We start from the raw sequence: 24,971 nt of genomic DNA on the forward strand, positions 1-24,971 counted from the left end.
AAGCACGCATGCACAACCCCCTGGAGGGCATCCTCGTCATCGAACTGGGCACGGTACTTACCGCGCCCCTGGCCGGCATGATGCTGGCCGACCTCGGCGCGCGCGTGATCAAGGTCGAGCACCCGAACGGCGGCGACCCGTTCCGCCGCCACGCGGGCAAGCTCTACAGCCCGCACTTCGCGTCGTACAACCGCAACAAGGAGAGCATCCAGCTCGACCTGCAGAACGAGTCCGGCCGCGCCGACCTGCTGGCGCTGCTGGCGCGCGCCGACGTCCTGCTGGAAAACTACCGCCCGGGCGTGATGGCGCGCCTCGGCCTGACGCAGGACACGCTGGACGCGGTCAACCCGCGCCTGGTGTGGGCCTCGATCACCGGCTTCGGCGCCCAGGGACCCTACCGCGACCGTCCGTGCTACGACGCGGTGGCGCTCGGCCTGTCCGGCCTGGCCAGCCAGATGCTGGAGCCGGTGCAGCCGGCCATGAACGGGCCGACCATCTCCGACAACATCACCGGCATGTATGCCGCCTACGGCATCCTGGGCGCGCTGATCGGCCGCCAGCAAAGCGGCAAGGGCGCCCGGGTGGAAGTCAACATGCTGGAAGCCTCGATCGCGTTCTCGCCGGAAGGCTTCGCGCAGTACACCCGCCTGGGCTTGGTGCCGGCGCCCCAGACCCGGGTCGCGATCTCGCAGTCGCACGCCTTCGCCTGCGCCGACGGGCGCCTGGTGGCGGTGCACCTGTCTTCGGTGGAGAAGTTCTGGCAGGCCTTCGTCGCCGTGATCGAGCGTCCGGACCTGCTGGAGGACGCCCGCTTCGTCGACCCGCAGCTGCGCACCCGCAATTACGCGGCCCTGAACGACGAGGTGGCGCGCAGCTTCCGCACCCGCACCCGCGCCCAGTGGTGCGAGCGCCTGGGCGCCAGCGACGTCCCGTTCGCGCCCGTCAACACCGTGCCCGAAGTGATGGAAGACCCGCAGGTGGTCCAGGCCGGCACCTTCTACCGGAGCGCGCACCCGGAACACGGGGAGATGACGGCGATCCACCGCCCGGTCGTGATCGACGGCGCGCGCGGTCCGACCACCCGCCCGGCGCCGACCCTGGGCGAGCACGACGCCGCCATCCGCGCCGAGTTCGGCCTTGGCTGACGCCGCCGCATGGACCACCCGACGAAACCGGAGACACACATGAACCAGCAACACATCAAGGACATCGCCGACCTGCTCTGGACGGCGGAGCAGGGAAGCGCCCCGGTCGCGCCGCTGCGCGAGCGCATCCAGGAAGCGGCCGCCGGCGGCGACCCGCTGGCCTGCGCCTATGCCATCCAGCAGCACAACGCGCAGCGCCGCATCGAAGGCGGCGCGCGCGTGGTCGGCCGCAAGATCGGCCTGACCTCGACCGCGGTCCAGCAGCAGCTGGGCGTGGATTCGCCCGACTTCGGCGTGCTGTTCGCCGACATGGCCTATGGCGACGGCGAACCGATTCCCTGGGCGCGCGTGTTGCAGCCCAAGGTGGAAGCCGAGATCGCCCTGGTGCTGGAGCGCGACCTGCTGCATGAGCGCCACACCTTCGCCGACCTGATCTCGGCCATCGCCTATGCGCTGCCGGCAATCGAGGTGGTGGGCAGCCGCATCGAGAACTGGAACATCAAGCTGCTCGACACCGTCGCCGACAACGCCTCGTCCAGCCTGTTCGTGCTGGGCTCCGCCCCGACCAGGCTGGAGCACCTGGACCTGGTCAACTGCACCATGACGATGGAACGGCGTGGCGAGACCGTCTCGCGCGGCAGCGGCGCCGCCTGCCTGGCCAACCCGCTCAACGCCGCGGTCTGGCTGGCCGACATGATGGTCAAGGTTGGCACCCCGCTGCGCGCCGGCGACGTGCTGCTCACCGGCGCCCTCGGGCCGATGGCGGCGGTGGCGGCGGGCGACCGCTTCCTGGCCCGCATCGAGGGCCTGGGCGAGGTAAGCGCCGTGTTCGCACAACAAGCTGAAAAGGAATGAAGATGACTACCCAACAAAGTCCGCACAAGAAACGCGTCGCCATCATCGGCCCCGGCAACATCGGCACCGATCTGATGATCAAGATCCTGCGTCATGGCAAGCACCTGGAAATGGGCGCCATGGTCGGCATCGACCCGGCCTCGGACGGCCTGGCGCGCGCCGCGCGCATGGGCGTGGCCGTCACCCACGAAGGCGTGGAAGGGCTGGCGCGCCTGCCGGAATTCGACAGCATCGACATCGTGTTCGACGCCACCTCGGCCGGCGCCCACGTGAAGAACGATGCCTTCCTGCGCGGCCTGCGCCCGAACCTGCGCATGGTCGACCTGACCCCGGCCGCGATCGGGCCCTACTGCATCCCGGTGGTGAACGGCGACCAGCACGTGGGCGCGCCGAACGTCAACATGGTCACCTGCGGCGGCCAGGCCACCATCCCGATGGTGGCGGCGGTCTCGCGCGTGGCGCCGGTCCATTACGCCGAGATCGTGGCCTCGATCGCCAGCAAGTCCGCCGGCCCGGGCACCCGCGCCAATATCGACGAGTTCACCGAAACCACCTCGCGCGCCATCGTCGAGGTGGGCGGGGCGCGCGAAGGCAAGGCGATCATCGTCATGAACCCGGCCGAGCCGCCCCTCATCATGCGCGACACCGTGTACTGCCTGGCCGCCGAGGGCGCCGACCAGGAGGCGATCCGCGCCTCCGTCAAGCAGATGGCGGCCGACGTCGCCGCCTATGTGCCGGGCTACCGCCTGAAGCAGGAAGTGCAGTTCGAGCGCCTGGGAGGGGCGCAGGCCCCGAACCTGCCGGGCATCGGGCGCCAGGCGGGCCTGAAGGTCTCGATCTTCCTCGAGGTCGAAGGCGCGGCCCACTACCTGCCGGCGTATGCGGGCAACCTCGACATCATGACCAGCGCCGCCATGGCGACCGCCGAGCGCATCGCCGCCGGCATGCTGGCCGCGCAGCCGCCCGCGCTGGCCGCTTAACCCGGAGACACCCATGTTCGACCACGACAAGAAGATCCATGTTTCGGACGTCACCCTGCGTGACGGCATGCACGCGGTGCGCCACCAGTATTCGATCGAGGATGCGGTGCGCATCGCGCGCGCACTCGACGCCGCCCGGGTCGATTCGATCGAAGTGGCGCACGGCGACGGCCTGCGCGGCTCCAGCTTCAACTACGGCTTCGGCGCCCACACCGACCTGGAATGGATCGCGGCGGTGGCCGCCAACCTGCGGCACGCCAAGGTGGCCACCCTGCTGCTGCCGGGCATCGGCACCATCCACGACCTGAAGAACGCCTACGACGCCGGCGCACGCGTGGTGCGCGTGGCAACCCACTGTACCGAGGCCGACATCGCGCGCCAGCACATCGAGTATGCGCGCGAACTGGGCATGGACACGGTCGGCTTCCTGATGATGAGCCACATGAACACCCCGGAAGGGCTGGCGCAGCAGGGCAAGCTGATGGAAAGCTACGGCGCCCAGTGCATCTACGTCGTCGACTCGGGCGGCGCGATGAACATGTACGACATCGCGGCGCGCTTCAAGGCCATGAAGGACGTGCTCAAGCCGGAGACCCAGACCGGCATGCACGCCCACCACAACCTGAGCCTGGGCGTGGCCAATTCGCTGGTGGCGCTGGAACACGGCTGCGACCGGGTCGACGCCAGCCTGACCGGCATGGGCGCCGGCGCCGGCAACGCGCCGCTGGAGGTGTTCATCGCCGCCGCCGACCGCATGGGCCTGAAGCACGGCTGCGACGTCAAGGGCCTGATCGACGCCGCCGAGGACATCGTGCGCCCGCTCCAGGAACGCCCGGTGCGGGTCGACCGCGAGACCCTGGCGCTCGGCTATGCCGGCGTGTATTCGAGCTTCCTGCGCCATGCCGAGGCGGCCTCGCAGCGCTACGGTATTCCGGCCTTCGACATCCTGGTGGAGCTGGGCAAGCGGCGCATGGTGGGCGGGCAGGAAGACATGATCGTCGATGTGGCGCTCGACATGCTCAAGGGGCGCGCAGCGGCTGCCGCCTGAGCAGGGCAGGGAGCACCGCGCCGGCGCCCTGTGCACCACGATGCGGCATGCGCCATGGAGCCGCCCACCCCACGGTGGGCGGCTTTGTCGTTAACAGGCCTTGCCGCGGCGCCCATGCACGGCAAGCGCGCCGGGCGTCCGGCATAGCGCGAAAAACGCGTTCATTCATGCAAAAAACGTATAGCAGCGATGCGGGGATTCATGTTGCACGCGCACCAGCATGGGGCGAGAATTCTAGAACAGACCTTCCAGAGCAAAGACTCTGGTGATATAAATAAAGACGGAGACTTCATGACCCACGTGCCCACCCGCCATTCCGGCCGGCCAGCAGCCATCCTTACCAGGGACCCGCTGCGCGCGCTACCGACCCAGCTTCGCCTCGCACCCCGCAGGCACTGATCCGCCTTCGTCGACGATTTCGCATGACCAGCGCCGCTGCGCGGCAGCCCACGCAAGAGGGGCCGCGCCGGCAAACGGGCAGCCGCCACGGCGCGCCCGCCACCAGAATGGAGACAGCATGAAGAAGTTTGTAGCCGGCATGACCGCCCTGTGCGCCAGCGCCGTTTCGTTCGCCCAGGGGGCGCCAGCGGCGCCGTCGCCGGCGGGCGGCAACATCAAGATCTACGGCACCGCGGATATCTCGCTGGCGCGTTACCGCACCTCGGGCGAATCCAAGACCGCCATGCACGCCGGCGGCGCCGGCTCGCGCCTCGGCTTCCTGATCAGCGAGGGCCTGGGCAATGGCTGGAACCTGGGCGGCCGCCTGGAGATGGGTTTCAACCTGGACACCGGTACCCCCAGTTCCACCAACGGCAACCCGAACCGCGTGTTCAGCCGCCAGGCCTACGTCGAGCTGGCGCACCGCGACCTGGGCGCGCTGCGCCTCGGCCGCCAGCAGGGTCCGACCTACGATTTCTTCCCGACCTACGACCCGATGCTGCTGCCGGCCATGGATGCCTGGGGCGTCGTCACCACCCTGGGCAGCCCGCTGCCCGGCTACGGCAGCGGCAGCGGCAGGCCGAGCGGCTTCCTGATCAACCCGACCGCGCGCACCGAAAACACCATCGGCTACATCTCGCCGCGCCGCGGCGGGGTGCAGGGACGCCTTTCCTACAGCCCGAACGAAGGCTCGGCGACAGTCGCCAAACTGCTGGAAGCGAACCTTGACTACGTCGCCGGACCGCTCCAGGTGGGCGTGCTGTACGTGAAGGCCGGGGGGCTGAATGGCAACGGCGCGGTGCTGGCCACCGACCCGAACGAGGAAATCGCTTTTGGCGCCAAGTACCAGGCCGGCCCGGTGCACCCGTATTTCACCTACATCCGGCGCGATATCACCGACCCTACGCGGCGCGCGGGCGGCGGTGTCATGAACGGCAACAGCGAGACCGCCCGCCTGTTCGGCGTGGCCATCCCGGTGTCGGCGCGCGGCACCGTGCGCATGACCTACGGCCTGTACGCCAGCGGCGCCGCCGACAGCGACGCGAAGAACTACGGCATCGCCTACACCTATGAAGTCAATCCGCGCCTGATGCTGATGGCGGCCGCGACCCACCTGTCGCAGGACGGCGCGGCGCGCTTCCCGGTGTTCCAGAGCACCATCCCGCGCGCCGGCGAATCGGTCGACGCCGTCACCGCGGGCCTGACCTGGCGTTTCTGAGTTTCTTCCTAGCACCCGACCAAAGGAGTCGACATGTCCAAGCAATCGCCCTGGTACTACATCATCCAATGGATACGCTGCTATTTCGGCGCCCACCTGCTGTTCTCCGGCATCCGCTATGCCGCGACCGGCTATGTTCCCGAGATTCCCGGCGTCGGCGGCGAATGGGTGCAGGCCAATGCCAACATCTACCTGTACCAGATGATCAAGTACTTGGAGATCGTCACCGGTCTCCTGATCCTGAGCGGGCGCTTCACGCTGCTCGGACTGATCCTGGAATTCCCGGCCACCGTGAACATCTTCTGGCTCAACACCTTCATCGTGGCCACCCCGCGCCAGCTGTTCACCGGTCCGCAGGAACTGTTCCTGAACGGCGTGCTGCTGCTGGCCTACAGCGGCTGGATGGCCGCCGTGCTGCGCCCGAAACTCGAGCCGCTGTGGCTGTGGGAGGGCTGGCGTGCCTACCGCCCCATCGTCGACGGCGACATCGCCGAAGCGCCCAGGACCCGTTCCAACCCCATCGCCAGCGAGGTGCACTGAATGAATCAAGCCAAATGGATTGCCGTCGTCGTCTGCGTGCTGCTGACCATCGGCGCCTACATCGGCTCGACCGGCCTGTTCTACGCCGAGTTCCGCCCGATCCGCAACTACGACCTGGTGGCCTTCGCGACTTCCTGGGCCGGCCTGATCTACTACCTGGTGCGCGAACGCAAGACCAAGCGCTGATGGCCCGCCGTGGCGCGTACAACAACAAGGAGACGATGATGGAATCGAGCCGCAGGAAATTCGTTGGACTGTCCGCCTTGCTGGCCTCAGGCTGGATGGCCGCACCAGCCTGGGCCTGGCAGGAGCCGGGCAAGGGGTCGGCCGCCGCGGGCGGCGCGCCGGCCCCGGCGCCGGACGCGATCTACGCCCTGGTCGACCATTGCCTGGACACCCGCTACGAGGCGCTGCCGCCCGAGGTGGTGGCCGCCACCCGGGTCCAGATCCTGGATACGGTGGCGGTGGCCTTGCCGGCGCTGGACGCCGACGGCATCCGGCAGCTGGCCGCCTGGAGCCGCGAGACCGGCGGCAAGGGCGAGAGCCTGGTGCTGGGCACCCGCCTGCGCCTGCCGGCCGAAAAGGCGGCGCGCCTGAACGCGGCGATGGCCGCGGCCCTGGAATTCGACGACACCTATGAGCCGTCGCTGATGCACGCCTCCTGCACCATCGTCCCGGTGGCGCTGGCGGTGGCCGAGCAGGTGGCGGCGCAGGGGCGCAAGGTCTCCGGCAAGGAGCTGATCGCGGCGGTGGCCACCGGTACCGACGCGGCCTGCCGCCTGTCGCGCGCCGGTTCCCCCGGCCTCTCTCCGTTCATCGTCGGCTGGGACCCGACCCCGATGTACGGCTTCCTGGCGGCGGCCATGGTATCGGCGCGCCTGATGGGCCTGAACCGCGAACAGGCGGCGTCCGCGGTCGGCCTGGCCTACCACCAGCTGTCCGGGAATGCCCAGGCGGCGGTCGACGGCACCCACGCCAAGCGCCTCGGTTCCGGCTTCGCGGCCTACGGCGGCATCCTGTCGGCGCGCCTGGCGCAACATGGCGTGATCGGCTCGGAGCGCGTGCTGCAGGGCGTGAAAGGCCTGTTCAGGCAGTACCACGGCGGCAAGGTCGACCAGGAAGCGCTGCTGGACGGCCTTGGCAAGCGCTACGCCGGCGTCGACATCGCGCCCAAGCCCTATCCGTCCTGCCGCGGCGGCCACGTGGCGATCGACGGCGCGCTGGAACTCGTCACGACCCACGGCATCCGCCCGCAGGACGTGGAATCGGTCACCTTCTACAGCCCACCGGCCGAGATCATGCTGCTGGGCGCGCCGATCGAGAAGAAGCGCAATCCGCAAAGCGTGGTCGAGGCCCAGTTCAGCAATCCGTGGATGCTGGCCGCCGCGATCCAGGACCGCACGGTCGGGCTGCAGCACTTCAGCGAGGCCGCGCTCAGGCGCAGCGACCTGCGCGCGCTGGCGGCGCGCATGACGGCGGTGGAGGACAAGCGCCTGGTGCGTCCGGATGGCGGTCCCGGCTTCGTGCGCCTGGAACTGCGTACCCGCGCCGGCCAGACCCATACGAAAACGGTGCAGTTCGCCAAGGGCGACCCGAAGAACCCGATGACGGCGCAGGAATACCGTGCCAAGGCCTTCGCCTGCACCGACGCGGCGCGCATGCCGCGCGCCCAGGCCGAGCGACTGGTGGCGCGCTTCATGAAGCTGGAGGCGGAACCGGACGTCGCCGCCCTGAGCGCCGCGCTGGCGATCGGCTAAGCGCATGCCGGAGTTTCTTGTTTGCCATTGTATGCAGCGTGGGTTAAATGATAGTCTCAAGAAACAATGTAACGGCTAGCAAGATGCTTGTGACACTCCTTGCCCCCTTTGCCATGGCCGCCAGGCGCGCCGGAAGCCTGCCGGCGGCGCGGCCCGCCTGCCTGTTGGCCTGTTCGTTCGCCTGCCTGCTTGCCAGCCTGCCGACGCCGGGATTTGCCGCCGCGCAGGACGCCCCGGCGCTGCCTGCGGTGCGCGAACTCGATATCGCCGACTACCGCGCCTACCTGGCCGATGACCACCCGGCGCGCCAGGGCATGCGCCGCTTCGCGCAGCTGGTGGAGCAGGGCAGCGCCGGCACACTGCGCCTGCGGGTGCGCGGCGACGCCGTGCCCGGCGCGCCGGCGCGCCAGATCGCCGCCGTGGCCGCAGGCGAGGCCAATGCGCCTGCCCTGATGCTGGTGGCGGCTTCGGGCCTGGCCGGGCTGGCGCCGGCCTTCTCCCTGCTCGACCTGCCTTACCTGCTGCGTGACGCGGCCCATGCCGACGCCGTGCTCGACGGCCCCTTCGGCGATGCCCTGCTGGCGCGCCTGGCGCAGGCGGATGCGGGGCAGGGCGCCGGGCTGCTTGGCCTGGCCTGGTGGGAAAACGGCTTCCGTCACTTCACCGGCAGCGGCGGCCCGCTGCGCGCCGCCGACGCCCTGCGCGGCCTGACGCTGCGCGTGCCGGACGAACCGGTGTTCGTCGCGGGCGCGCGCGCCATGGGCGCCGATCCGCTGCCCTTGCCCTTCGGCGCCCTGTATGAAGCGCTGCGGCGCGGCCGCGCCGAGGCGCAAGACAATTTCCTTTCCCAGATCCTGGCCGGACGCCTGTACGAGGTGCAGAAATCCCTCACCCTCACCGATCATTCGTATGGTGCGCTGGTGCTGGTGGCCAACCGCGCCGCCTGGCGCGCGCTCGCGCCGCACCAGCAAGCCCTGCTGCGCGCGGCCGCGCGCGAAGCGGGCCGCGACCAGCGCGCCGCCGCGCGGGCCCAGGACGGGCAAGCCCTTGCCGCGCTGGCGCGCCATGGCCTGGCCGTGCACACGCTGGCAGCGTCCGAGCGCGAGCGGCTGCGCCAGCTGACGGCACCGCTGCGCGACATCCATTTCAGCCGCCACGGGGACGACCTGCGGCGGCGCTTCGAGGAGCAGGGCGCGCTTCCCTGAGGCGCCGCCACGGCATGCACAAAAACATCATCGATACAGGAGACATCGTGAACCAATACTATCCAGAGCAAGCTGGCCGCGCCGGCAGGGAGCAGCCATGATCAGCGACAGCAAACTGAATGCCGTCTCGGTGGGCCTGGGCCTGCTGCTGACGGCCTATGTGGCGCAGGACCTGCATTTCAACCCGCGCTGGTATGGCGACACCGGCCCGGGCGTGGGCAAGATGCCGCGCGAAGTGGTGGCCGGCTACATGGACATCGCCTATGGCCGCGGCAAGGTGGACGAGGCGGCGCGCCTGTACTACACGCCGAAGACGCTGGACGCCACCCCGCACGCCCCCTACCGCAGCGATGCGGGGCCGCTGGCATCGACCGTGCGCCAGGTGGTGGCCGAGGGCCTGAACGTGGTCGTGCACCACTGCGTCGAAGGCGCCGGCCCGGCGCGCGAAGTGATCGACATGTTCCGCACCTCGAACGGACGGATCGCCTGGCGCAAGACGATCGCCCAGCCGGCCGACGGCGGCGCCTGCGCCAGCAGCAGCCTGGCGCGGCCGCTGGACCTTGGCCTGAAGCCGGCCAAGGCCTGAGCTAGCGCGCCGCGCCGCGTACCCAACCCAACGCAACGGAGACAAGCATCATGGCAGTCACAACCCGGAGCCTGACCGGCACCACCCACAAGCTCGACGCCTGGTTCGTCGGCAAACTCATCCTGATTTTCTTCCGCATCATGCTGGGCGCCTGGATGATCGTCAGCGGCGCCAGCCACCTGCTGTCGGTGTTCGGCTATCCGCCCATCTTTCCCCAGCCGCTGGGCAACATGCACCCGTCGAACGTGATGCTGGTGTCGCTGCTCGAGGTCGGCCTGTTCGACCTCGTCAAGACCGTCGAACTGGTGGTCGGCCTGTGCCTCGTGTTCAACGTGTTCGTGCCGCTCGCGCTGGCCGTGGCGCTGCCGGTGTCGTACATGGTGTTCCACAACTCGATCGCCCTGAACTTCCGCTACGAGCGCATCTTCAGCACCTACATGGCCGTATGGTGCCTGTACATGAACATCATCCTGCTGCTGGCGCACATCCGCTACTACCTGCCGATGCTCAGGATGCGCGCCCCGATGGGCAGGCTGGAGGACCTGAAGGGCCTGGCCACCATCTTCCAGGACCCGGACCGCCCGCAGGGCGGCCGCTGAACCCTTCGCCATTCGATCAACTCATTCGCGGAACCAACATGGCAGACCATATCAACCAGGCCGAGATGGCCAAGAGCCGCCGGCGCGCCGTCATTGCCAGCTACCTGGGCACGACGCTCGAATACTACGACTTCCTCCTGTACGGCGTTGCCGCCGCGCTGGTCTTCCCGCACATCTTCTTCGTCAGCATGAACCCGGCGCTGGCCACCATGTCGGCCTTCGCCACGCTGGCCGCAGGCTACTTCGCGCGGCCGCTGGGCGCGGTGGTGTTCGGCCACTATGGCGACCGCCTGGGACGCAAGAAGATCCTGATGATCACCCTGATGATGATGGGCGGCGCCAGCGTCCTGATCGGCCTGCTGCCGAGCTACCAGCAGATCGGTATCCTGGCGCCGGTGCTGCTGGTGGTGCTGCGCCTGATCCAGGGCTTCGCCATCGGCGGCGAATGGGGCGGCGCCACCCTGATGTCGATGGAGCACGCCAAGCCGCGCGGCCGGGGCCTGGCGGTCTCGATCGTCGCCTCGGGCGGTCCCAGCGGCGCACTGCTCGGCACCATGGTCATGATGCTGTTCTCCAAGCTGCCGAACGAAGACTTCCTCGCCTGGGGCTGGCGTATTCCCTTCCTGCTCAGCGCGCTGCTGCTGGTGCTGGGCATCCTGATCCGCCGCAAGGTCGACGAGACCCCGGAATTCGAGGAAGCGCGCAGGAAGCGCCTGGCCTCCGGCAAAAAGGTCAGCGTGCTGCCGGTGGTGACGGTGTTCCGCCACAACCGCGCCCAGGTGCTGTCGGGCGTGATCGGCGGCCTGGCGCCGCTCGCTTTCGCCACCTTCGCCGCGGCCTTCCTGCTCAACTACGCGGTCACGGTGGGACATAGCCGCACCGATGCGCTGCTGGCGATGACGGTGGCGAACTTCCTGCACATCTTCACCATGCCCTGTTTCGGCGCGCTGTCCGACCGTTTCGGCCGCCGTCCGCTGCTGCTGACGGGCGCCTTCCTGGGCGTGGTGCTGATCTGGCCGATCTTCCTGCTGGTGAACGCGGGCAGCCTGGGCGCGCTGACCCTGGCGCTGATCCTGGCGCTGCCGCTGATCCAGGCCATGCTGGGCGGCCCGGTGAACACCTGGATGGGCGAGAAGTTCGCCGCCGACGTGCGCTACAGCGGCATCGCGGTGACCTTCCAGATCGCCTCGACCCTGGGTTCTGGCCTGTCGCCGATGATCGCCTCGGCCCTGCTGGCCATGGGCGGCGGCAGCGATCCGGTGCTGGTGGCCTGCTTCTTCGGCGGCGTGAGCGTAGTCAGCGCCATCGCCTACTACTTCAGCGCCGAGCGCTTCGACCAGGAGCTGCCGGTGTACACCGCCGGCACCGATGAGGCGCGCGATGCCGAGCGCAAGCTGGCGGCGATCGACGGCGGCAAGCTCGGGGCGCGCTGAGCGGCAGGAATCCGCACCGTCATCGACGCAACGCCCGCTGCCTGCAGCGGGCGATTTTCATGGCGCCGTCGGCGTGGGCGGCTGGCGCGCAGGCGGTGGACCGGGCCGGCGCTGCGCGGCGTCCACCACTGCGATCGTGTTCCCGGCTGCCGCTGGTGGGGGTGCCGGCGCCGGACTGCGCCCACGCGGTCACGCGGCCGGTGCAAGCCGTGCCGCATCTGATCATCGGGGTATTGACCGCGTGGGCGGCGCCACTGTCGCGTCGAATATGGCGCCCCGGTGGAGCCGCCCACCCTACCGCTTGTTGACGGAGCCCTGCGAATTTCGTCCGAACGGCCGGGCCGGGCCAAAAAAAAGCCGGGCATGACCCGGCGTAAAGGAGGAAGAAGGAGAATTACAGGTCGAGCACCAGCCGCTCGCACCTGGCGCGCGAGCAGCACACCATCATCGATTTGTTGGAGGCGCGCTGGGCTGCCGTGAGGACTTCGTCGCGGTGCTCGACCTCGCCCTCCAGTACCGCCACTTCGCAGCAGCCGCAGATACCCGCCTCGCAGGACGAATCGACGGCGATGCCGTTTTCGTTCAGCACCTGCAGGATGGTGGCGCCGGACGGCACGCGCAGCTCGACCCCGCTCCTGGCCAGCTGCACCACGAAGCCGTCGCCGCCGGTGGCCACCGGCGCGCTGGCGCCGAAGCGCTCCAGGTGCACGGTTTCCGGCGCGCGTCCGGCGGCGGCGGCCTCGTAGGCGGCCAGCATCGGCGCCGGGCCGCAGCAGTAGAAATGGGTGCTGGCCGGCGCCGCCGCCACGATGGCACCCATGTCCAGTACGGACTGCGCCTCCTCGTCCACGTGCAGGTGCACGCGCTCGCCGAAGCGCGCCAGCTCGGGCAGGAAGGCGAGGTCGGCGCGGGTGCGGCTGGCGTACCACAGCGTGAACGGCGCGCCGAGCGCGGCCAGGCGCCCGGCCATGCACAGGATCGGCGTGATGCCGATCCCGCCCGCGAACAGCACGCTGTGCGGCGCGTCTTCCTTCAGCGGGAACAGGTTGCGCGGCTGCGACAGCGTGAGTTCGGCGCCCACCCGCAGTGTCTCGTGCATGTAGCGCGAGCCGCCACGGCTGTTCGGGTCGCGTTTCACGCCCACCAGGTAGCGTCCCGGTGCCGGATCCGCTTCGATCAGCGAATACGAGCGCGTGATGCCGTTGGCCAGGTGCACGTCGACGTGGGCGCCGGGCGTGGTGGCCGGCAGCGGCGCCCCGGCCGGATCAACGAACTCGAACAGCTGGATGTCGCGGGTCACGTAGCGCACCGACTGCAGGCGCACCCGCAGCCGGTCCTGCGCCGCTGCCGGCGTGGCGGCGGCCGGCATGGGGAAAGGCGCGTTCATGGCCTACTCCCCGGCGGCGCGGACCGCGACCCGCATCGCGCCGATGCCGTCGATGGCGCAGTCCATCACGTCGCCAGGCAGCACCTGGCCGACGCCGGCGCAGGTGCCGCTCATGATGATGTCGCCCGGGTACAGCGTGTAGTAGCTCGAAGCCCAGGCAATCTGCTCGGCCAGGCCGATCAGCATCTCCGCGGTGTTCGCCTTCTGGCGCAGCACGCCATTGACCTGCAGTTCGATGTCGAGCTGCTCGGCGTCGCCCGCTTCGTCGGCGGTGACCATCCACGGGCCCAGCACCGCGTAGCTGTCGACCGACTTGCGCAGCGAGCGGTCTTCCGGCCCGCGCACCGTCATGTCGAGCGCGATCGCGTAGCCGGCCACGCAGGACAGCGCATCGTCGACGGAGACATTGGCGACGGTCTTGCCGATCACCACGCCGAGCTCCATCTCGTGGTGCGACAGCCGCTGCGGAAAGCGCAGGGCCACGCCCTCGGATGGCCCGACCAGCGCGCTGGCGGCCTTCAGGAACAGGCCCTGCTCGCGCACTGCGCCCTTGTAGCGGTCGGTGAAGGTGGCCTGGTCGGCATTCGCCTCGGCCACGTGGTCGGCATAGTTGACCGGCACGCCGATGATCTTGCCCGGGTTGGCCACCGGGCTCAGGAAGCGCGCTTCCTCGACCGGAATTGACGCCGCATCTGGCAGCAGCGCCGCGATCGCGGCGCGCACCCCGTCCAGGTGGGCGACCAGCAGGTCGCCCGGGGCGGCCGGATAGCGCGCCGCGGGCAGGGCTTCGAGGGCGGCGCTGACGTCGAATACGCGGCCGTCGATGACGGCGCCGAGCTGTTGTTGGTTGTACCAGCAGATCTTCATGGGATGTCCTTCAGTGGGTCGGGTCAGGCGGCGGGCCTGGTTTCCTCGGTCAGCAGGCCGAGGCGGCGCAGCACGTCGGCGTCGGACACGATGAACAGGCGGGCGTCGCTGCTTGCGTGGTGCGCGGCCCAGTTGTGCTGCGGGATGGTGAAGGTGTCGCGCGGGCCCCAGGCAATGGTGTGCTCGCCGATGCGGGTCTCGCCCTGGCCCTCGACCACGGTGCATACCAGGTTGGCGCTGGTGCGCCGCGGCAGGGTCGGGGCGCCGGCATCGAGCTGCAGCATGCAGGTGTCGAGCATCGGCATGGCGCCGGCGCCGTCCAGCGGATTCACATAGCGCACCCGGCGCGCGCCATCGGGCGAGCGCGGGGCGTGGGCCAGGGCGCGCACCGCGTCCGCATACGGATAGCGGAACACGGGCGAGTGCGCGCGCCGGCCGGGGATGGTCTCGGGGACGATGTTGGCCGAGGCAAACGCGGTATCCGGCATGGTGGCCGGCGCGTCCACGACCGGGCCGGGCTGGAACACGACGCTGCCGAGGTGGGCGTGCAGCGGCACGTCGAGCACGTCGAGCCAGACCACCGGCTCCGCGCCGTCGTGGCGGTGCTCGTGCCAGCACATGCCCGGAGTCAGCACGAGGTCGCCGAATTCCATCGGACATTCCTTGCCGTCGACCAGGGTCACGGCGCCTGAGCCTTCGAGCAGGAAGCGCAGCGCGTTCATCGTATGGCGGTGCGGGCGCGCGGTCTCGCCGGGCAGCAGGCATTGCAGGGCCGAGAGCACGCTGCCGCAGGTGAATTCGTCCGCCAGCGTCGCCGCGTGCGGGCTCCACATCTGCAGCACGCGGCGCTGTACCGCGGCCGGCGAGGTCTCCTGGAACGCCAGCTCGACCAGCGGGCGCGTCTCGCTCCAGCGCCAGATGTAGGGCGCCGCAGGCGGTGGCGGCGGCTTGTGCGCGTTCGGGCTGGCCCACAGCGGCGCCAGGCGCGCGGCGTGCCAGCGGGCATAGACGTCTTGGTTGGACTCGCTCATGGCAGGCCTTTACAGTTTGAAGGATTCGAAGGTGCCCGGGTGGAACAGGTCTTCCGGCTGCACGCGGCGCGCGGACAAGCCCTGGCGGTGGTGGTGGTCGAAGAACTTGTCCAGCACATGGCGGTTCTCCTCGACGCCGTACGACCAGAAATCTTCGCCCATCAGATCGCGCGCTTCCTTCAGGCGTTCCTCGGCGAAGGGCAGGGTGATCTTGGTGGCCGAGGTCTCGCCCAGGTGCTCCAGCGCGGCTTGCTTGGACTGGTTGAAGGCCTTGAACACGGCGCCCGGCAGCCAGGGATGCTGCTGCGCCAGGCTGCGGCGCACGCCCAGGATGTGCATGATCGGGAAGATGCGGGTGCGGCGGAAGTAATCCTTGGCCGCTTCCACCGGATCGGGGAACAGCCAGCCGATGTTTGGCGTGCCGGCCGGGACGTCGGGCGCGCGCGGCGCGACATAGGCGTCGATCTCGCCCTTGGCCAGCAGGCTGGAGATGGTCTCGCCTTCGGGCGCGTCGACCAGGCGCACGTCCGGCGGCAGCGCCAGCTTGATCTTTTCCGGGCGGCCCGCGTGCGAGATGCCGCCGCGCACCCAGGTTACGTCCTCCGGCGCGACGCCGTAGTCGTCCTGCAGGATCGAGCGTACCCAGACGTTGGCGGTGAGCTGGTATTCCGGCAGGCCGATGCGGCAGCCGCGCAGGTCTTCGGGACGCTTGATGCGGTCGGTGCGCACGTAGATCGCGGTATGGCGGAAGGCGCGCGACAGGAAGACCGGTACCCCGACATAGGGCAGGGTGCCGGCGGCGGCTTTCACGGTGGAACTCGACAGCGACAGCTCGCAGATGTCGAACTCCTCGGCGCGGAAGGCGCGGAAGAAGATTTCCTCCGGCGAGAGCGTCATGAAGACCGGGTCCACGCCGTCGATCTGGACGGCGCCATCGATCAGGGGACGGCAACGGTCGTAATTCCCGATGGCCACGGAGAGCTGCAGTTTGGACATATGTTTCCTTGACGTGTGAGGCGGGCGCGGCGGCGGACGGACCATGCCAGGGCGCGCTGCGGGGATGGGGCTATTTTTTGCGATCGCAGGGGAGGGAGCAACGCGAAAAGCCTCATTTCAGCTATGCGTGCGCAGCATATCTACACGGCGAAACACACTTTTGCGCATAGCTGCAGGCTGCCGTGCCCGGTTCCTCGCCCGTGGCGGCGGTGCGCGTACGGGTGGCAATCCCGCAATGCCGCGTGTTACCATTTTTGTTCCCTTGCAAACCATCCCCCGCCCATGTCCATGATCGACCGCCCCCGCCGTTCCGGAGAACACCGCACCAGCGCCGCCTCGCGCGAGCGCATCCTCGATGCCGCGTTCGAGGTGATCCGCGACGAGGGTTACAGCGGCGCGACCATGGCCAAGGTGGCCAAGAAAGCGGAGCTGCCGGTGGGCAGCGTGTACTGGCACTTCGAGAACAAGGACCTGCTGCTGGCCGCCCTGATCGAGACCAGCTACGCGCGCTGGCACAGCCAGGTCGCAAGCTCGCTGCAGCCGCTGGAGGGCGAAGGCTTCGGCGAGCACATCGCGCGCCTGTTCGGCACCGTCGATGCGGCGCGCCAGTACGACGCGGCCGACTTCTGGCGCCTGGGGGTGATCCTGAGCGTGGAGAAATCGGTGCGCGAGCAGGTGGCGCGCGAGCGCTTCCTGCACATCCGCCAGCTGCAGCGGGCCGAATTCGCCGCCTGGTGGAGCAAGACCCTGCCAGGCGAGGTGCTGGCGGCCGACCCCGGCCTGCCGGACCGCCTGAGCGGCTTCACCCTGGCGCTGCAGGACGGGAACGCGATCGCCGGCGCCTCGGGCGAAGCGATCCAGGCCTTCCGCCCGATGCTGGCGTCCAGCCTGCTGCACCTGGTGCAGGAGGCCACGGCCGGACTGGCCGCAGCCCCGGCACGCAAGCGCAAGGCCGCCGCCAGGGCCTGAACCACCCCCTCCCGCGCATCGTCCGCGCCGTGTCGCCGCACGCAAAAATAAAATATTGATTCTAGAACGAGTATTCAGCTAATATGTCTCGACCACCCCGGCGCCGGTCCGTTCGGCGACCCGGCGCGCGGGGCAGGCAACCGAATCTGAAGCTCAATGGAGGAAGACGTGGCGATCGTGACCGAAGAAAACACCAGCAAGCGCATCAAGACCCGGAACTGGGACATCCACTACCACGAAGCAGGCCAGGGCCATCCCCTGGTGCTGGTGCATGGCGGCGGCCCGGGCGCTTCGGCCTGGAGCAACTACAACCCGAACATCGCCACACTGGCGAAGAAATACCGCGTGCTGGCGGTGGACCTGCCTGGCTGGGGCAAGTCGCAGGCGGTCACCTACGACCGGCGCGACAACAGCGGCGCGCTGGCCGAGTTCCTCGAGGCGCTGGGCATCACCCAGGCGGCATTCGTGGGCAACTCGATGGGCGGTTCCTCGTGCATCCGCCTGGCCTATGAGCGTCCGGAGCTGGTGTCGCACCTGGTCACCATGGGTTCCTCGGCCGGCGTGCCGGGCATGTTCGACCCGGCCGGCCTGAGCGAAGGCGTGAAGGCGCTGGAAGCGGCCTATTTCAACCCCACGATCGACACCATGCGCAAGTTCGTCGAAGGCATGGCCTTCGACACCCGCCACGTCACCGACGAGCTGCTCGCCGAGCGCGTGAAAGCCGCCCTGGCGCGCCCCGACCACATCGAAGGCTGGAAGAGCGGCCACGGCAAGCCGATGGTCAGGCTCGACCCGGCGCGCGTGGCCACCATCACCGCCCCGACCCTGCTGATGCACGGCCGCGACGACCGCACCGTCCACTTCAGCTCGGCCCTGGTGCTGGCGCGGGCGATCGCGAACTCGCGCGTGTACATCGTGAACCGCTGCGGACACTGGGTGCAGCTGGAGCACACCGACGAATTCAACCGCGTGATCGACTCCTTCATCGAGGGCAACCCGGTCGCCATCCAGCAGGCCGCCTGAACGTGAACGCCGGCCCGGGCGCGCCTGCGCCCGGGTTGAACGAAGATTCCAGAGCTTAAGTTCATAAGCTCGCTACAAGAAGGAGACAGGGAATGATCAAGTCGCTTGCCTATCTGGGCGTGCGTTCCCCCCGCTACCAGGAATGGGAGCGTTTCGGCCCGGACGTGCTGGGTCTGCAGGTGGCCGGCCACGGCCCCGACGGCGCGGTGCGCCTGCGCCTCGACGAAGTCGCGCAGCGCATCGTCATCCATCCGGGCGAACGCAATGCCGTCGCCTACATCGGCTGGAGCGTGCAGGACGAGGCGGCGGCCATGACGGTGGCCCGCCGCGTGAATGCCCATGGCCTCGAGGCGGTGCGTGCCGGCGCCGAGGAATGCGCCGAGCGCAAGGTCGAGGGTTTCGTCTGGTTCAAGGACCCTTCCGGCTTTCGCCATGAGCTGAGCTGGGGCCTGCACCATACCGTGGCCGCCTTCCACCCGGGGCGCGCGATCTCGGGCTTCCGCACCGCGGACCAGGGCCTGGGCCACGTCGTGCTGGCGGTGCAGGACCTCGACGAGGGCGACCGCTTCTACCGCGAAGTGATGGGCTTTTATCCGTCCGATACGGTGCGCGACGGCCCGCTGGTGGCCCACTTCTACCACCTGAACGGGCGCCACCATTCGCTGGCGATCAGCGCCCTGCCGACCCGCGAGGTGGCTTTCCTGCACCTGATGATCGAAGTGAATGCGATCGACGACGTCGGCACCGCGCACGACATCTGCCAGCAGCGCGAGATCCCGATCACTACCACCCTGGGCAAGCACAGCAACGACCGGATGTTCTCGTTCTACATGTACACGCCATCGTGCTTCCGCCTCGAATACGGCTGGGGCGGCCTGGACGTGGACCCCGACCTGTGGACCCCGCGCACCTACGACAAGCCGAGCAGCTGGGGCCACCGCCGCCAGCACGCCGAACTGACCGCGCTGAAGCTGGACGAGGCCTGAGCCGGCAGCGCCATCCCATTTTTTGCAAGACAAGACATTCAAGGAGTGCAGCATGCATCCAGTACGTGAGACCATCATTGGCAACATCGACAGCTTCATCCAGCAGGAAGTCCCCAGCATTGAACTCGGCCGCGTGACGGACGAGGGCGCGCGCCTGATCCGCGACAGCGGCATGGTGCGCATGTTGCAGCCGAAGCAGTACGGCGGCTTCGAGGCCGATCCGCGCGAGTTCTACCAGACCGTCATCGAACTGGCCTCGAAGGCCTCGTCGCTGGGCTGGGTCGGCTCGGTGGTCGGCGTCCATCCCTTCCAGTTCGGCCAGGGCGACCCGCGCATGCAGGAGGAGGTCTGGGGCGCGGACCACGACACCTGGACCGCCTCGCCCTACGCGCCGATCGGCCGTGCGCGCCGCGTGGAAGGCGGCTACCTCCTGAGCGGCCAGTGGCCGTTCTCCTCGGGCACCGACCACTGCAAGTGGGCCGTGCTGGGCGGCCTGGCCGAGCGCGAAGGCGGCGAAGCCGGTGCGTTCACCGAACTGATGCACTTCGTGCTGCCACGCGCAGACTACGAGATCCTGCAGGATTCCTGGAACGTGATGGGCCTGCAGGGCACCGGCTCCAAGGACGTGCTGGTGCAGGACGTGTTCGTGCCGAACTACCGCACTTATAACGTTCAGGCCCTGAACGACTGCGAGTATGCGGCCCGCCACCGTCCGGAGAGCGTGCTGTACCGGATTCCCTTCGACCTGTTCTTCCCCGGCGCGATCTCGGCCGCGACGCTCGGCATCGCCGCCGGCGTGGTGAACCACTTCGCCGAGTACACCGGCAGCCGCGTCACCCGCATGGGCGTGAAGCAGACCCAGAACCCCTACCACATGGCGTCGCTGGGTGCGGCGCTGGCCGACATCGACGCCTCCTGCCAGCACGTGCTGAACGAGATCGGGGACATCTACAAGCTGGTCCAGGCCGGCGGCAAGGTCACCAGGGAGATGAAGTACAAGGCGCGCGTCAACCAGGTGCGCGCGGTGCGCCGCGCCGCCGAGGCGGCGGCCGAGGTGTTCAAGCACGCGGGCGGCAATGCCAGCCGGGTCAGCAACCCGATCCAGCGCACCTGGCGCGACCTGTCGGTGGCGATGGGGCACGCCTGCAACGTGGACGATCCGGTGTATGCGGCCTACGCCGGCACGCTGTACGGGATCCCGGTGCCGCGCGGCGTGGTGATCTGATGCGGCCGGCAGCGGACACCTGAGCGATCCATGACGAAGCTGCCGGCGCCGCCGGCGCCAATGGTGCTGACGGTGCTGATGGTGCTGGCGCACACCGCCTTCGCCGGCGGCCGGGTGGCGTTGACCCTGTCCGCACTGCGGCTGGGCGGCTCGCCGTTCCAGGTCGGCATGATCGTCAGCCTGCTGGCGCTGGTGCCGATGTTCCTGGCGGTGCAGGCCGGGCGCTGGACCGACCGGCGCGGCGTGGCCGGTCCGCTGCTGCTTGCCCTGGGCCTGCTCGAAGCGGGCCTGCTGCTGGCCGCGCTGCCGGCGCTGCCGGCGCTGGGCGCGGCCGCCATCCTGATGGGGTGCGGCTTCATGCTGGTCCACGTGGCGCTCAACAACGCCGTCGGCGGCTGGGACGCGCAGGCGCGCAGCCACGGCTTCGCGATGCTGGCGCTCGGCACCTCGGTGTCCAGCGTCGCCGGTCCGATGCTGGCCGGCGTGCTGGTCGACCTGGCCGGGCACGCGCGCGCCTTCTTCCTGCTGGCCATCCTGCCCTGCCTGGCCCTGCCGATGCTGCGTGGCGGCCATCTGCCACCTGCGCCGGCCCCGGCCCCGTCCAGTACCGCGCCGGCTGTCCGGCCGCGCATGGCCGACCTGCTGCGCCATGCGCCACTACGCGCCGTGTTCGTCACCGGCGCGCTGCTGTCGATGGGCTGGGACCTGTTCAGCTTCATGCTGCCGATGCACGGCGAGCGCATCGGCCTGACGGCCACCATGACCGGGACGGTGATGGCTGCCTTCGGCGCCGGCACCTTCGTGGTGCGCCTGTTCATCGGCAGGCTGGCCCGGCGCTACACGGAATGGCAGGTGCTGGGCGCCGTGCTGGCCCTGAGCGCGGCCGTGTACTTCCTGATGCCGCTGGCGCGCACCCTGCCGCCGCTGCTGGCGCTGGCCTTCGTGCTCGGCCTCGGCCTGGGCTGCGCGCTGCCGATGACGATGAGCGCGATCGCCCGCAGCGCTCCGCCCGGGCGCGGCGGCGAGGCGATCGGCATCCGCACCATGCTGGCCAACGCCAGCCAGACCGTGCTGCCGGTCAGCTGTGGCGCGCTCGGCGCGGCGTGGGGCACGCAGGCGGTGTTCTGGCTGGTGGCCGGCCTGCTGGGAGCGGGCCTGGTGCTGATGGGACGGGCGCGCGCCGGCACGCCTGCCGGCTAGCCGTTCGCCATCTGCACCACGGCCAGCCGCCGGCCCGGCGCGCGCGGCGTCCGGAACTGGCTGCCGTTTTAGAGCGCGACCGGGGGCCGGGACGGCAGAACCCAAAGCGGCGCTAGGCGCCTGGCCGCAGCCTTGCGCGATCATGGTGCGCCACTGCCAACCGGCCTGCACAAGGCAATCAAGCACCTGTTGCAGGGCATCGAACACGAGAAGCCGCCCGCGCGCAGTCCGCTCAGGACGCGGCAGGCCCGAGGCCGCTCAGCGCAGGGGCGCGCATGGCAGGACGAAATCGACGTGGTAGTGCTCGTCGTGCCGGATCCAGGGCCTGGCCTTCATGAAGGGCAGGGCGGCGATCCAGGGCCAGGCCGGCGTGCCGTGCAGCTTGCGCACGAAGGGCGGATCGAGGATGACCCGGCCGATGCGGGCGCCACGCGCCCGCGCGTAGTGGTCGAGCAGCCGCAGGTGGTCGGCGAGCGCCGCGAAGTCGATCCGGTAGCCATGCCAGCGCCCCGCGCTGTCGAACTCGAGGCCGTAGCCGAAGCGCTGGGCGGCCGAGCGCGGCAGGGTGGCCGGGCGCCCGTCCGGGCCGCGTACCGGCACCATGAAATCGACCGAGACACCGGCCTGGTGGGTGCGGTGCGGCGGCATCGGTCCGCCCGTCTGCAGGCCGGTTTCGCCATAGACGAAGGTGGTGCCGGGCTGCCCTGTTTCCAGGGCCCGGTAAGCGTCCACCACGATGTCGCGCACGCTGGCGTGGACCCAGGTGCGGCCCAGCTCCACGCCCCGTTGCGCGTAGGGCTCGAAGTTGTTCCCTCGCGCCGGCAGCGCCACGGCCCCTTCGATACGGCCGTGGGCCGGGTTTCCGAAGCAGGTACTGGTGGCGGCGTCCTCGGCGACAGCCCGTGCGGGCAGGGCCGTGAGGACGGCTGCGGCAAGGAAGACAAGAAGGGTAGTAGGCATGGTGGTCGTCCTGAAAGCTAGGTCGCACATTGGCGGCGGTGCGATTCGCATTTTCTGGTTAATTAATCACAGGCAATAGATCTATCTCAACAAATCGGCACAGACCGTTTGCTAGGGTGGCGTTCACACTCTTTATGCGAGGAAAGAATGCCCAAGCTGAACCCCTCATTCACCTTTGTCGGCCTGCGCCGCCTCGCATTCCTGCTCCTGGTGCTGGTCCTGCTGTGGATCGTCGCCCCGTATGGCATCGTGCCGCCGGGGCACCGCGGCATCATGACCACCATGGGCCGTCCGGGCGAGACGGTGCTGGAGGAGGGCATCCACTGGAAGTGGCCGGTGCTGCAGCGCCTGCACCTGGTCGATGTCTCGATCCAGGAGAATAACGGCGAAGGCACGGCCGCGTCGGCCGACCTGCAGACCGTGACCATGAAGGTGTCGCTGAACTACCACGTGCTGCCATCGAAATCCCTGTACGTGTTCCGCGACCTTGCCAACGCACCGGGCGAACGCATCGTGCTGCCGGCGGTACACGAGGCGGTGAAGGCCAGCGCCGCGGCATATACCGCCGAGCAGCTGATCGGCCAGCGCAACGCGCTGCGCAACGACATCGTCGAACAGCTGCGGGCGCGCCTGGGACGGCACGGCATCCAGGTGGACGAAATGAGCATCATGGACCTCGATTTCAGCGAAGGCTTCAACCGCGCGATCGAGGCCAAGGCCACCGCCGAACAGGAAAAACTGAAGGCCGAGCGCGACCTGGCGCGGATCCAGGTCGAGGCCCAGCAAAAGCTGGCCTCGGCCAAGGCCGAGGCGGATGCGCTGGCCCTGCAGCGCCAGCAGGTGACGCCGGAGCTGCTGCGCCTGCGCGAAACCGAGAACCAGGCGCGCGCGATCGACAAATGGGATGGCAAGCTGCCCGATACCATCGCGGGCGGTACGGTTCCGTTCCTGAACCTGCCGCGTGAATGAGGCCATGCTCCGCGTGCACCGGTACCGGCACCGGCCGGCCTGACCCATGCCGACCGTGCTGACCCATGCCGTGGTCCCGGTGGCGCTCGCCCTCGTGCCTGGGGTGGGAGGCGGCGCCGGGCGGCTGCCGCCCCGGCTGCTGCTGTGCGCGATGGTGGCCGCGATGCTGCCGGATGCCGACGCCGCCGGCTACTGGCTGGGCGTGCCCTACGCGGCGCTTGCCGGGCATCGCGGATTGAGCCATTCGCTGGCCTTCGCGCTGGCCCTGGGCCTGCTTGCGGCGCTGCTGGCGCGGCGCCTGCGCAGTCGTGTCTTGCCGGCCGCCTGCTTCGTCGGCGCCTGCACCCTGTCCCATCCCTTGCTGGACATGCTGACCACGGGCGGGCAGGGCGTCGCCCTGTGGGCTCCCTGGTCGAGCGAGCGCCTGTTCTTTGCGCTGCGGCCGATCGAAGTCGCCCCGCTGGCGCCGGCGCGGATGCTTGGCGATCGCGGCCTGGTGGTGCTGGCCTCGGAGCTGCGCTGGGTATGGCTGCCGGCGGGCGCCCTCGGCCTGTCCTGCGTCGCCTGGCGCTGGCTGCGTGCCGCCACCCGGCGTCGCTCTCCCCGTTTCTCCCCTTCACCTGGTCCCGAGCGACGCCGATGAACGATCCTTATTTCCGCCCTTCGCTCCAGGTGCCGCGCGCTGGCTGGTACGCGCTCGCAGCCGCCATGCTGGCAAGCCTGCCCGCCGCCTGGCTGTATGCCTGGGCCACCGCGCCCGCGCCTTCGCCCGCCGATCCCTTGTGCACGCTCGGCATGGCGCTCTGGCTCGCGCTGGCGGCCAGTTGTGTGGCCGCGCTGGGCAAGGTGCGCCACCCGGGCTGGATGTGGCGTGCCGGCGCGGCGCTCGGGGCCTGCGCCTGGTACCTGCAATGGGCGGCCTGGCTCGCGCAGCCGGCGCCGCCCCCTGACTTGCTGCAGGCGGTCCGGGAGCCCGGCGCGGCGGGCGCCTGGTTCCTGCGGCCCGACCTGGTGCTGGCGTCGGCAAGCAGCCGCGCCACCGGCGCCTCGTCCTTCGTGGCCGGTGCGGCCACGGTCGTGGTGTGGCTGGTCGAGCTGTGCGCATTCATGCTGCCGCCCGCGCTGGCCGGCGCCAGGCGCGCGGCGGCGCCGTTCTGCGAACAGGCCAAGGCGTGGGCGCGCGAAGTCCACGTGCCGGTCCACTTCCGCTTCATCGACGACCCCGAAGCGGTGCGCCGCCGGCTGGAACGCGATCCGCGCCAGCTGGCCGCGCTGCTGCGGCCCTGCGGCGACGAGGAAACCCTCTTTGCCGAGATCACCCTGCACCGCTGCGAGGGCGGTACCGCGTTCGTCACCATTTGCAATTTTGCCGCGATGGCGCCGGAACAGGTACCGGTGCCGGCCCTGCGTACCCTGGCCGAAGCGGCGCCCGAGCGGGTGGAATGCTTTGCGCAGCTGGACGAGCCGGTAGTCGAGCTGCTGCGCGTCCCGGCGGGCGAGGTGGACGCCCTGGTGCGCGGCTGGGAAGCCGCCGCCTCATCCTGAGGGGCAAG

General features: G+C 69.4%; 25 protein-coding genes. 20 read left to right on the forward strand and 5 right to left on the reverse strand.

The annotated features are described in order from the left end of the window. Positions 1-8: 8 nt before the first annotated feature. The 12 genes from LCI23_RS06090 to LCI23_RS06145 all read left to right on the forward strand — a co-directional run bounded on the left by LCI23_RS06090 (position 9) and on the right by LCI23_RS06145 (position 11,805). A complete protein-coding gene (locus tag LCI23_RS06090) occupies positions 9-1,145 on the forward strand; it encodes a CaiB/BaiF CoA-transferase family protein (RefSeq protein WP_224945365.1) in 1,137 nt (378 codons plus the stop codon). 39 nt (positions 1,146-1,184) lie between these two features. After that, positions 1,185-2,000 carry a 2-keto-4-pentenoate hydratase gene (gene mhpD, locus LCI23_RS06095; RefSeq protein ID WP_224945367.1) on the forward strand — a complete coding sequence of 272 codons (816 nt, stop codon included), beginning with the start codon at positions 1,185-1,187 and terminating at the stop codon, positions 1,998-2,000. Positions 2,001-2,002: 2 nt separating this feature from the next. Then, complete coding sequence (locus LCI23_RS06100) at positions 2,003-2,980, forward strand: acetaldehyde dehydrogenase (acetylating) (RefSeq protein ID WP_224945369.1); 978 nt, start codon at positions 2,003-2,005, stop codon at positions 2,978-2,980. Between the two features lie 13 nt (positions 2,981-2,993). Beyond that, positions 2,994-4,028: a 4-hydroxy-2-oxovalerate aldolase gene (gene dmpG, locus LCI23_RS06105; RefSeq protein WP_224945371.1), complete on the forward strand. Its 1,035-nt coding sequence runs from the start codon at positions 2,994-2,996 to the stop codon at positions 4,026-4,028. 517 nt (positions 4,029-4,545) lie between these two features. Then, on the forward strand, positions 4,546-5,685 hold the full coding sequence (locus LCI23_RS06110) for a porin (protein WP_224945373.1): 1,140 nt from the start codon (positions 4,546-4,548) through the stop codon (positions 5,683-5,685). Positions 5,686-5,718: 33 nt separating this feature from the next. Beyond that, complete coding sequence (locus tag LCI23_RS06115) at positions 5,719-6,225, forward strand: hypothetical protein (RefSeq protein ID WP_224945376.1); 507 nt, start codon at positions 5,719-5,721, stop codon at positions 6,223-6,225. After that, the gene (locus LCI23_RS06120; protein WP_224945378.1) at positions 6,226-6,411 is read left to right on the forward strand and encodes a hypothetical protein; all 186 of its coding nucleotides are present in this window, start codon (positions 6,226-6,228) and stop codon (positions 6,409-6,411) included. It abuts the gene before it with no gap. Next, entirely contained in the window at positions 6,411-7,982 is a 1,572-nt protein-coding gene (locus LCI23_RS06125; protein WP_224945379.1) for an MmgE/PrpD family protein, read from the forward strand. Before LCI23_RS06120 ends, LCI23_RS06125 begins: the two co-directional genes overlap by 1 nt. An 83-nt stretch (positions 7,983-8,065) precedes the next feature. Continuing rightward, a complete protein-coding gene (locus LCI23_RS06130) occupies positions 8,066-9,187 on the forward strand; it encodes a DctP family TRAP transporter solute-binding subunit (RefSeq protein ID WP_374041147.1) in 1,122 nt (373 codons plus the stop codon). A gap of 97 nt (positions 9,188-9,284) precedes the next feature. After that, positions 9,285-9,773 carry a hypothetical protein gene (locus LCI23_RS06135; protein WP_224945383.1) on the forward strand — a complete coding sequence of 163 codons (489 nt, stop codon included), beginning with the start codon at positions 9,285-9,287 and terminating at the stop codon, positions 9,771-9,773. Positions 9,774-9,823: 50 nt separating this feature from the next. Beyond that, positions 9,824-10,372 (forward strand): DoxX family protein, encoded by a 549-nt coding sequence (locus LCI23_RS06140; RefSeq protein ID WP_224945385.1) that lies wholly within the window; start codon positions 9,824-9,826, stop codon positions 10,370-10,372. Between the two features lie 38 nt (positions 10,373-10,410). Next, positions 10,411-11,805, forward strand: coding sequence for an MFS transporter (locus LCI23_RS06145; RefSeq protein ID WP_224945388.1), 1,395 nt, complete (start codon positions 10,411-10,413; stop codon positions 11,803-11,805). Between the two features lie 394 nt (positions 11,806-12,199). Here the strand turns inward: LCI23_RS06145 and LCI23_RS06150 are convergent, their stop codons facing one another. Genes LCI23_RS06150 through LCI23_RS06165 form a run of 4 tightly spaced genes read right to left on the reverse strand, consistent with a single transcriptional unit; the run spans position 12,200 to position 16,086 of the window. Then, entirely contained in the window at positions 12,200-13,192 is a 993-nt protein-coding gene (locus LCI23_RS06150) for a PDR/VanB family oxidoreductase (protein WP_224945390.1), read from the reverse strand. Between the two features lie 3 nt (positions 13,193-13,195). Then, positions 13,196-14,059 (reverse strand): fumarylacetoacetate hydrolase family protein, encoded by an 864-nt coding sequence (locus tag LCI23_RS06155; RefSeq protein WP_224945392.1) that lies wholly within the window; start codon positions 14,057-14,059, stop codon positions 13,196-13,198. A 23-nt stretch (positions 14,060-14,082) separates the two neighbouring features. Next, a complete protein-coding gene (locus LCI23_RS06160; RefSeq protein WP_224945394.1) occupies positions 14,083-15,090 on the reverse strand; it encodes a cupin domain-containing protein in 1,008 nt (335 codons plus the stop codon). Between the two features lie 9 nt (positions 15,091-15,099). Then, positions 15,100-16,086 carry an ABC transporter substrate-binding protein gene (locus tag LCI23_RS06165; protein WP_224945400.1) on the reverse strand — a complete coding sequence of 329 codons (987 nt, stop codon included), beginning with the start codon at positions 16,084-16,086 and terminating at the stop codon, positions 15,100-15,102. 288 nt (positions 16,087-16,374) lie between these two features. Here LCI23_RS06165 and LCI23_RS06170 point away from each other — a divergent pair, with 288 nt between their 5' ends. From LCI23_RS06170 to LCI23_RS06190, 5 genes are all read left to right on the forward strand, one after another. Beyond that, complete coding sequence (locus LCI23_RS06170) at positions 16,375-17,055, forward strand: TetR/AcrR family transcriptional regulator (protein ID WP_224945402.1); 681 nt, start codon at positions 16,375-16,377, stop codon at positions 17,053-17,055. Positions 17,056-17,223: 168 nt separating this feature from the next. After that, positions 17,224-18,078 (forward strand): alpha/beta fold hydrolase, encoded by an 855-nt coding sequence (locus LCI23_RS06175; RefSeq protein ID WP_224945404.1) that lies wholly within the window; start codon positions 17,224-17,226, stop codon positions 18,076-18,078. 92 nt (positions 18,079-18,170) lie between these two features. Beyond that, positions 18,171-19,064, forward strand: coding sequence for a VOC family protein (locus tag LCI23_RS06180; RefSeq protein ID WP_224945406.1), 894 nt, complete (start codon positions 18,171-18,173; stop codon positions 19,062-19,064). Positions 19,065-19,116: 52 nt separating this feature from the next. Continuing rightward, a complete protein-coding gene (locus tag LCI23_RS06185) occupies positions 19,117-20,289 on the forward strand; it encodes a hydroxylase (RefSeq protein WP_224945409.1) in 1,173 nt (390 codons plus the stop codon). A 30-nt stretch (positions 20,290-20,319) separates the two neighbouring features. Further along, positions 20,320-21,489 (forward strand): MFS transporter, encoded by a 1,170-nt coding sequence (locus LCI23_RS06190; RefSeq protein ID WP_224945410.1) that lies wholly within the window; start codon positions 20,320-20,322, stop codon positions 21,487-21,489. Between the two features lie 258 nt (positions 21,490-21,747). Here the strand turns inward: LCI23_RS06190 and LCI23_RS06195 are convergent, their stop codons facing one another. After that, positions 21,748-22,449, reverse strand: a complete 702-nt coding sequence (locus tag LCI23_RS06195) for a penicillin-insensitive murein endopeptidase (protein WP_224945412.1) — start codon at positions 22,447-22,449, stop codon at positions 21,748-21,750. Between the two features lie 147 nt (positions 22,450-22,596). Between LCI23_RS06195 and LCI23_RS06200 the strand changes: the two genes are divergently transcribed. From LCI23_RS06200 to LCI23_RS06210, 3 genes are read left to right on the forward strand one after another with little or no spacing between them, the layout of a single operon-like run. After that, the gene (locus LCI23_RS06200; RefSeq protein ID WP_224945414.1) at positions 22,597-23,418 is read left to right on the forward strand and encodes a prohibitin family protein; all 822 of its coding nucleotides are present in this window, start codon (positions 22,597-22,599) and stop codon (positions 23,416-23,418) included. Positions 23,419-23,464: 46 nt separating this feature from the next. Beyond that, positions 23,465-24,061, forward strand: coding sequence for a metal-dependent hydrolase (locus LCI23_RS06205; protein WP_224945416.1), 597 nt, complete (start codon positions 23,465-23,467; stop codon positions 24,059-24,061). Then, on the forward strand, positions 24,058-24,963 hold the full coding sequence (locus LCI23_RS06210) for a hypothetical protein (RefSeq protein WP_224945419.1): 906 nt from the start codon (positions 24,058-24,060) through the stop codon (positions 24,961-24,963). Before LCI23_RS06205 ends, LCI23_RS06210 begins: the two co-directional genes overlap by 4 nt. Positions 24,964-24,971: the final 8 nt, after the last annotated feature.

The organism is Massilia sp. MS-15, assembly GCF_020176695.1.
GTDB classification, from domain to species: Bacteria; Pseudomonadota; Gammaproteobacteria; order Burkholderiales; family Burkholderiaceae_D; genus Telluria; species Telluria hydrophila.

What these genes read in the sequence shown, in the direction of transcription:
- LCI23_RS06090 (WP_224945365.1), top strand. Translation starts at nt 9, where the DNA reads ATGCACAACCCCCTGGAGGGCATCCTCGTCATCGAACTGGGCACGGTA.
- mhpD (WP_224945367.1), top strand. Translation starts at nt 1,185, where the DNA reads ATGAACCAGCAACACATCAAGGACATCGCCGACCTGCTCTGGACGGCG.
- LCI23_RS06100 (WP_224945369.1), top strand. Translation starts at nt 2,003, where the DNA reads ATGACTACCCAACAAAGTCCGCACAAGAAACGCGTCGCCATCATCGGC.
- dmpG (WP_224945371.1), top strand. Translation starts at nt 2,994, where the DNA reads ATGTTCGACCACGACAAGAAGATCCATGTTTCGGACGTCACCCTGCGT.
- LCI23_RS06110 (WP_224945373.1), top strand. Translation starts at nt 4,546, where the DNA reads ATGAAGAAGTTTGTAGCCGGCATGACCGCCCTGTGCGCCAGCGCCGTT.
- LCI23_RS06115 (WP_224945376.1), top strand. Translation starts at nt 5,719, where the DNA reads ATGTCCAAGCAATCGCCCTGGTACTACATCATCCAATGGATACGCTGC.
- LCI23_RS06120 (WP_224945378.1), top strand. Translation starts at nt 6,226, where the DNA reads ATGAATCAAGCCAAATGGATTGCCGTCGTCGTCTGCGTGCTGCTGACC.
- LCI23_RS06125 (WP_224945379.1), top strand. Translation starts at nt 6,411, where the DNA reads ATGGCCCGCCGTGGCGCGTACAACAACAAGGAGACGATGATGGAATCG.
- LCI23_RS06130 (WP_374041147.1), top strand. Translation starts at nt 8,066, where the DNA reads ATGCTTGTGACACTCCTTGCCCCCTTTGCCATGGCCGCCAGGCGCGCC.
- LCI23_RS06135 (WP_224945383.1), top strand. Translation starts at nt 9,285, where the DNA reads ATGATCAGCGACAGCAAACTGAATGCCGTCTCGGTGGGCCTGGGCCTG.
- LCI23_RS06140 (WP_224945385.1), top strand. Translation starts at nt 9,824, where the DNA reads ATGGCAGTCACAACCCGGAGCCTGACCGGCACCACCCACAAGCTCGAC.
- LCI23_RS06145 (WP_224945388.1), top strand. Translation starts at nt 10,411, where the DNA reads ATGGCAGACCATATCAACCAGGCCGAGATGGCCAAGAGCCGCCGGCGC.
- LCI23_RS06150 (WP_224945390.1), bottom strand. Translation starts at nt 13,192, where the DNA reads ATGAACGCGCCTTTCCCCATGCCGGCCGCCGCCACGCCGGCAGCGGCG.
- LCI23_RS06155 (WP_224945392.1), bottom strand. Translation starts at nt 14,059, where the DNA reads ATGAAGATCTGCTGGTACAACCAACAACAGCTCGGCGCCGTCATCGAC.
- LCI23_RS06160 (WP_224945394.1), bottom strand. Translation starts at nt 15,090, where the DNA reads ATGAGCGAGTCCAACCAAGACGTCTATGCCCGCTGGCACGCCGCGCGC.
- LCI23_RS06165 (WP_224945400.1), bottom strand. Translation starts at nt 16,086, where the DNA reads ATGTCCAAACTGCAGCTCTCCGTGGCCATCGGGAATTACGACCGTTGC.
- LCI23_RS06170 (WP_224945402.1), top strand. Translation starts at nt 16,375, where the DNA reads ATGATCGACCGCCCCCGCCGTTCCGGAGAACACCGCACCAGCGCCGCC.
- LCI23_RS06180 (WP_224945406.1), top strand. Translation starts at nt 18,171, where the DNA reads ATGATCAAGTCGCTTGCCTATCTGGGCGTGCGTTCCCCCCGCTACCAG.
- LCI23_RS06185 (WP_224945409.1), top strand. Translation starts at nt 19,117, where the DNA reads ATGCATCCAGTACGTGAGACCATCATTGGCAACATCGACAGCTTCATC.
- LCI23_RS06190 (WP_224945410.1), top strand. Translation starts at nt 20,320, where the DNA reads ATGACGAAGCTGCCGGCGCCGCCGGCGCCAATGGTGCTGACGGTGCTG.
- LCI23_RS06195 (WP_224945412.1), bottom strand. Translation starts at nt 22,449, where the DNA reads ATGCCTACTACCCTTCTTGTCTTCCTTGCCGCAGCCGTCCTCACGGCC.
- LCI23_RS06200 (WP_224945414.1), top strand. Translation starts at nt 22,597, where the DNA reads ATGCCCAAGCTGAACCCCTCATTCACCTTTGTCGGCCTGCGCCGCCTC.
- LCI23_RS06205 (WP_224945416.1), top strand. Translation starts at nt 23,465, where the DNA reads ATGCCGACCGTGCTGACCCATGCCGTGGTCCCGGTGGCGCTCGCCCTC.
- LCI23_RS06210 (WP_224945419.1), top strand. Translation starts at nt 24,058, where the DNA reads ATGAACGATCCTTATTTCCGCCCTTCGCTCCAGGTGCCGCGCGCTGGC.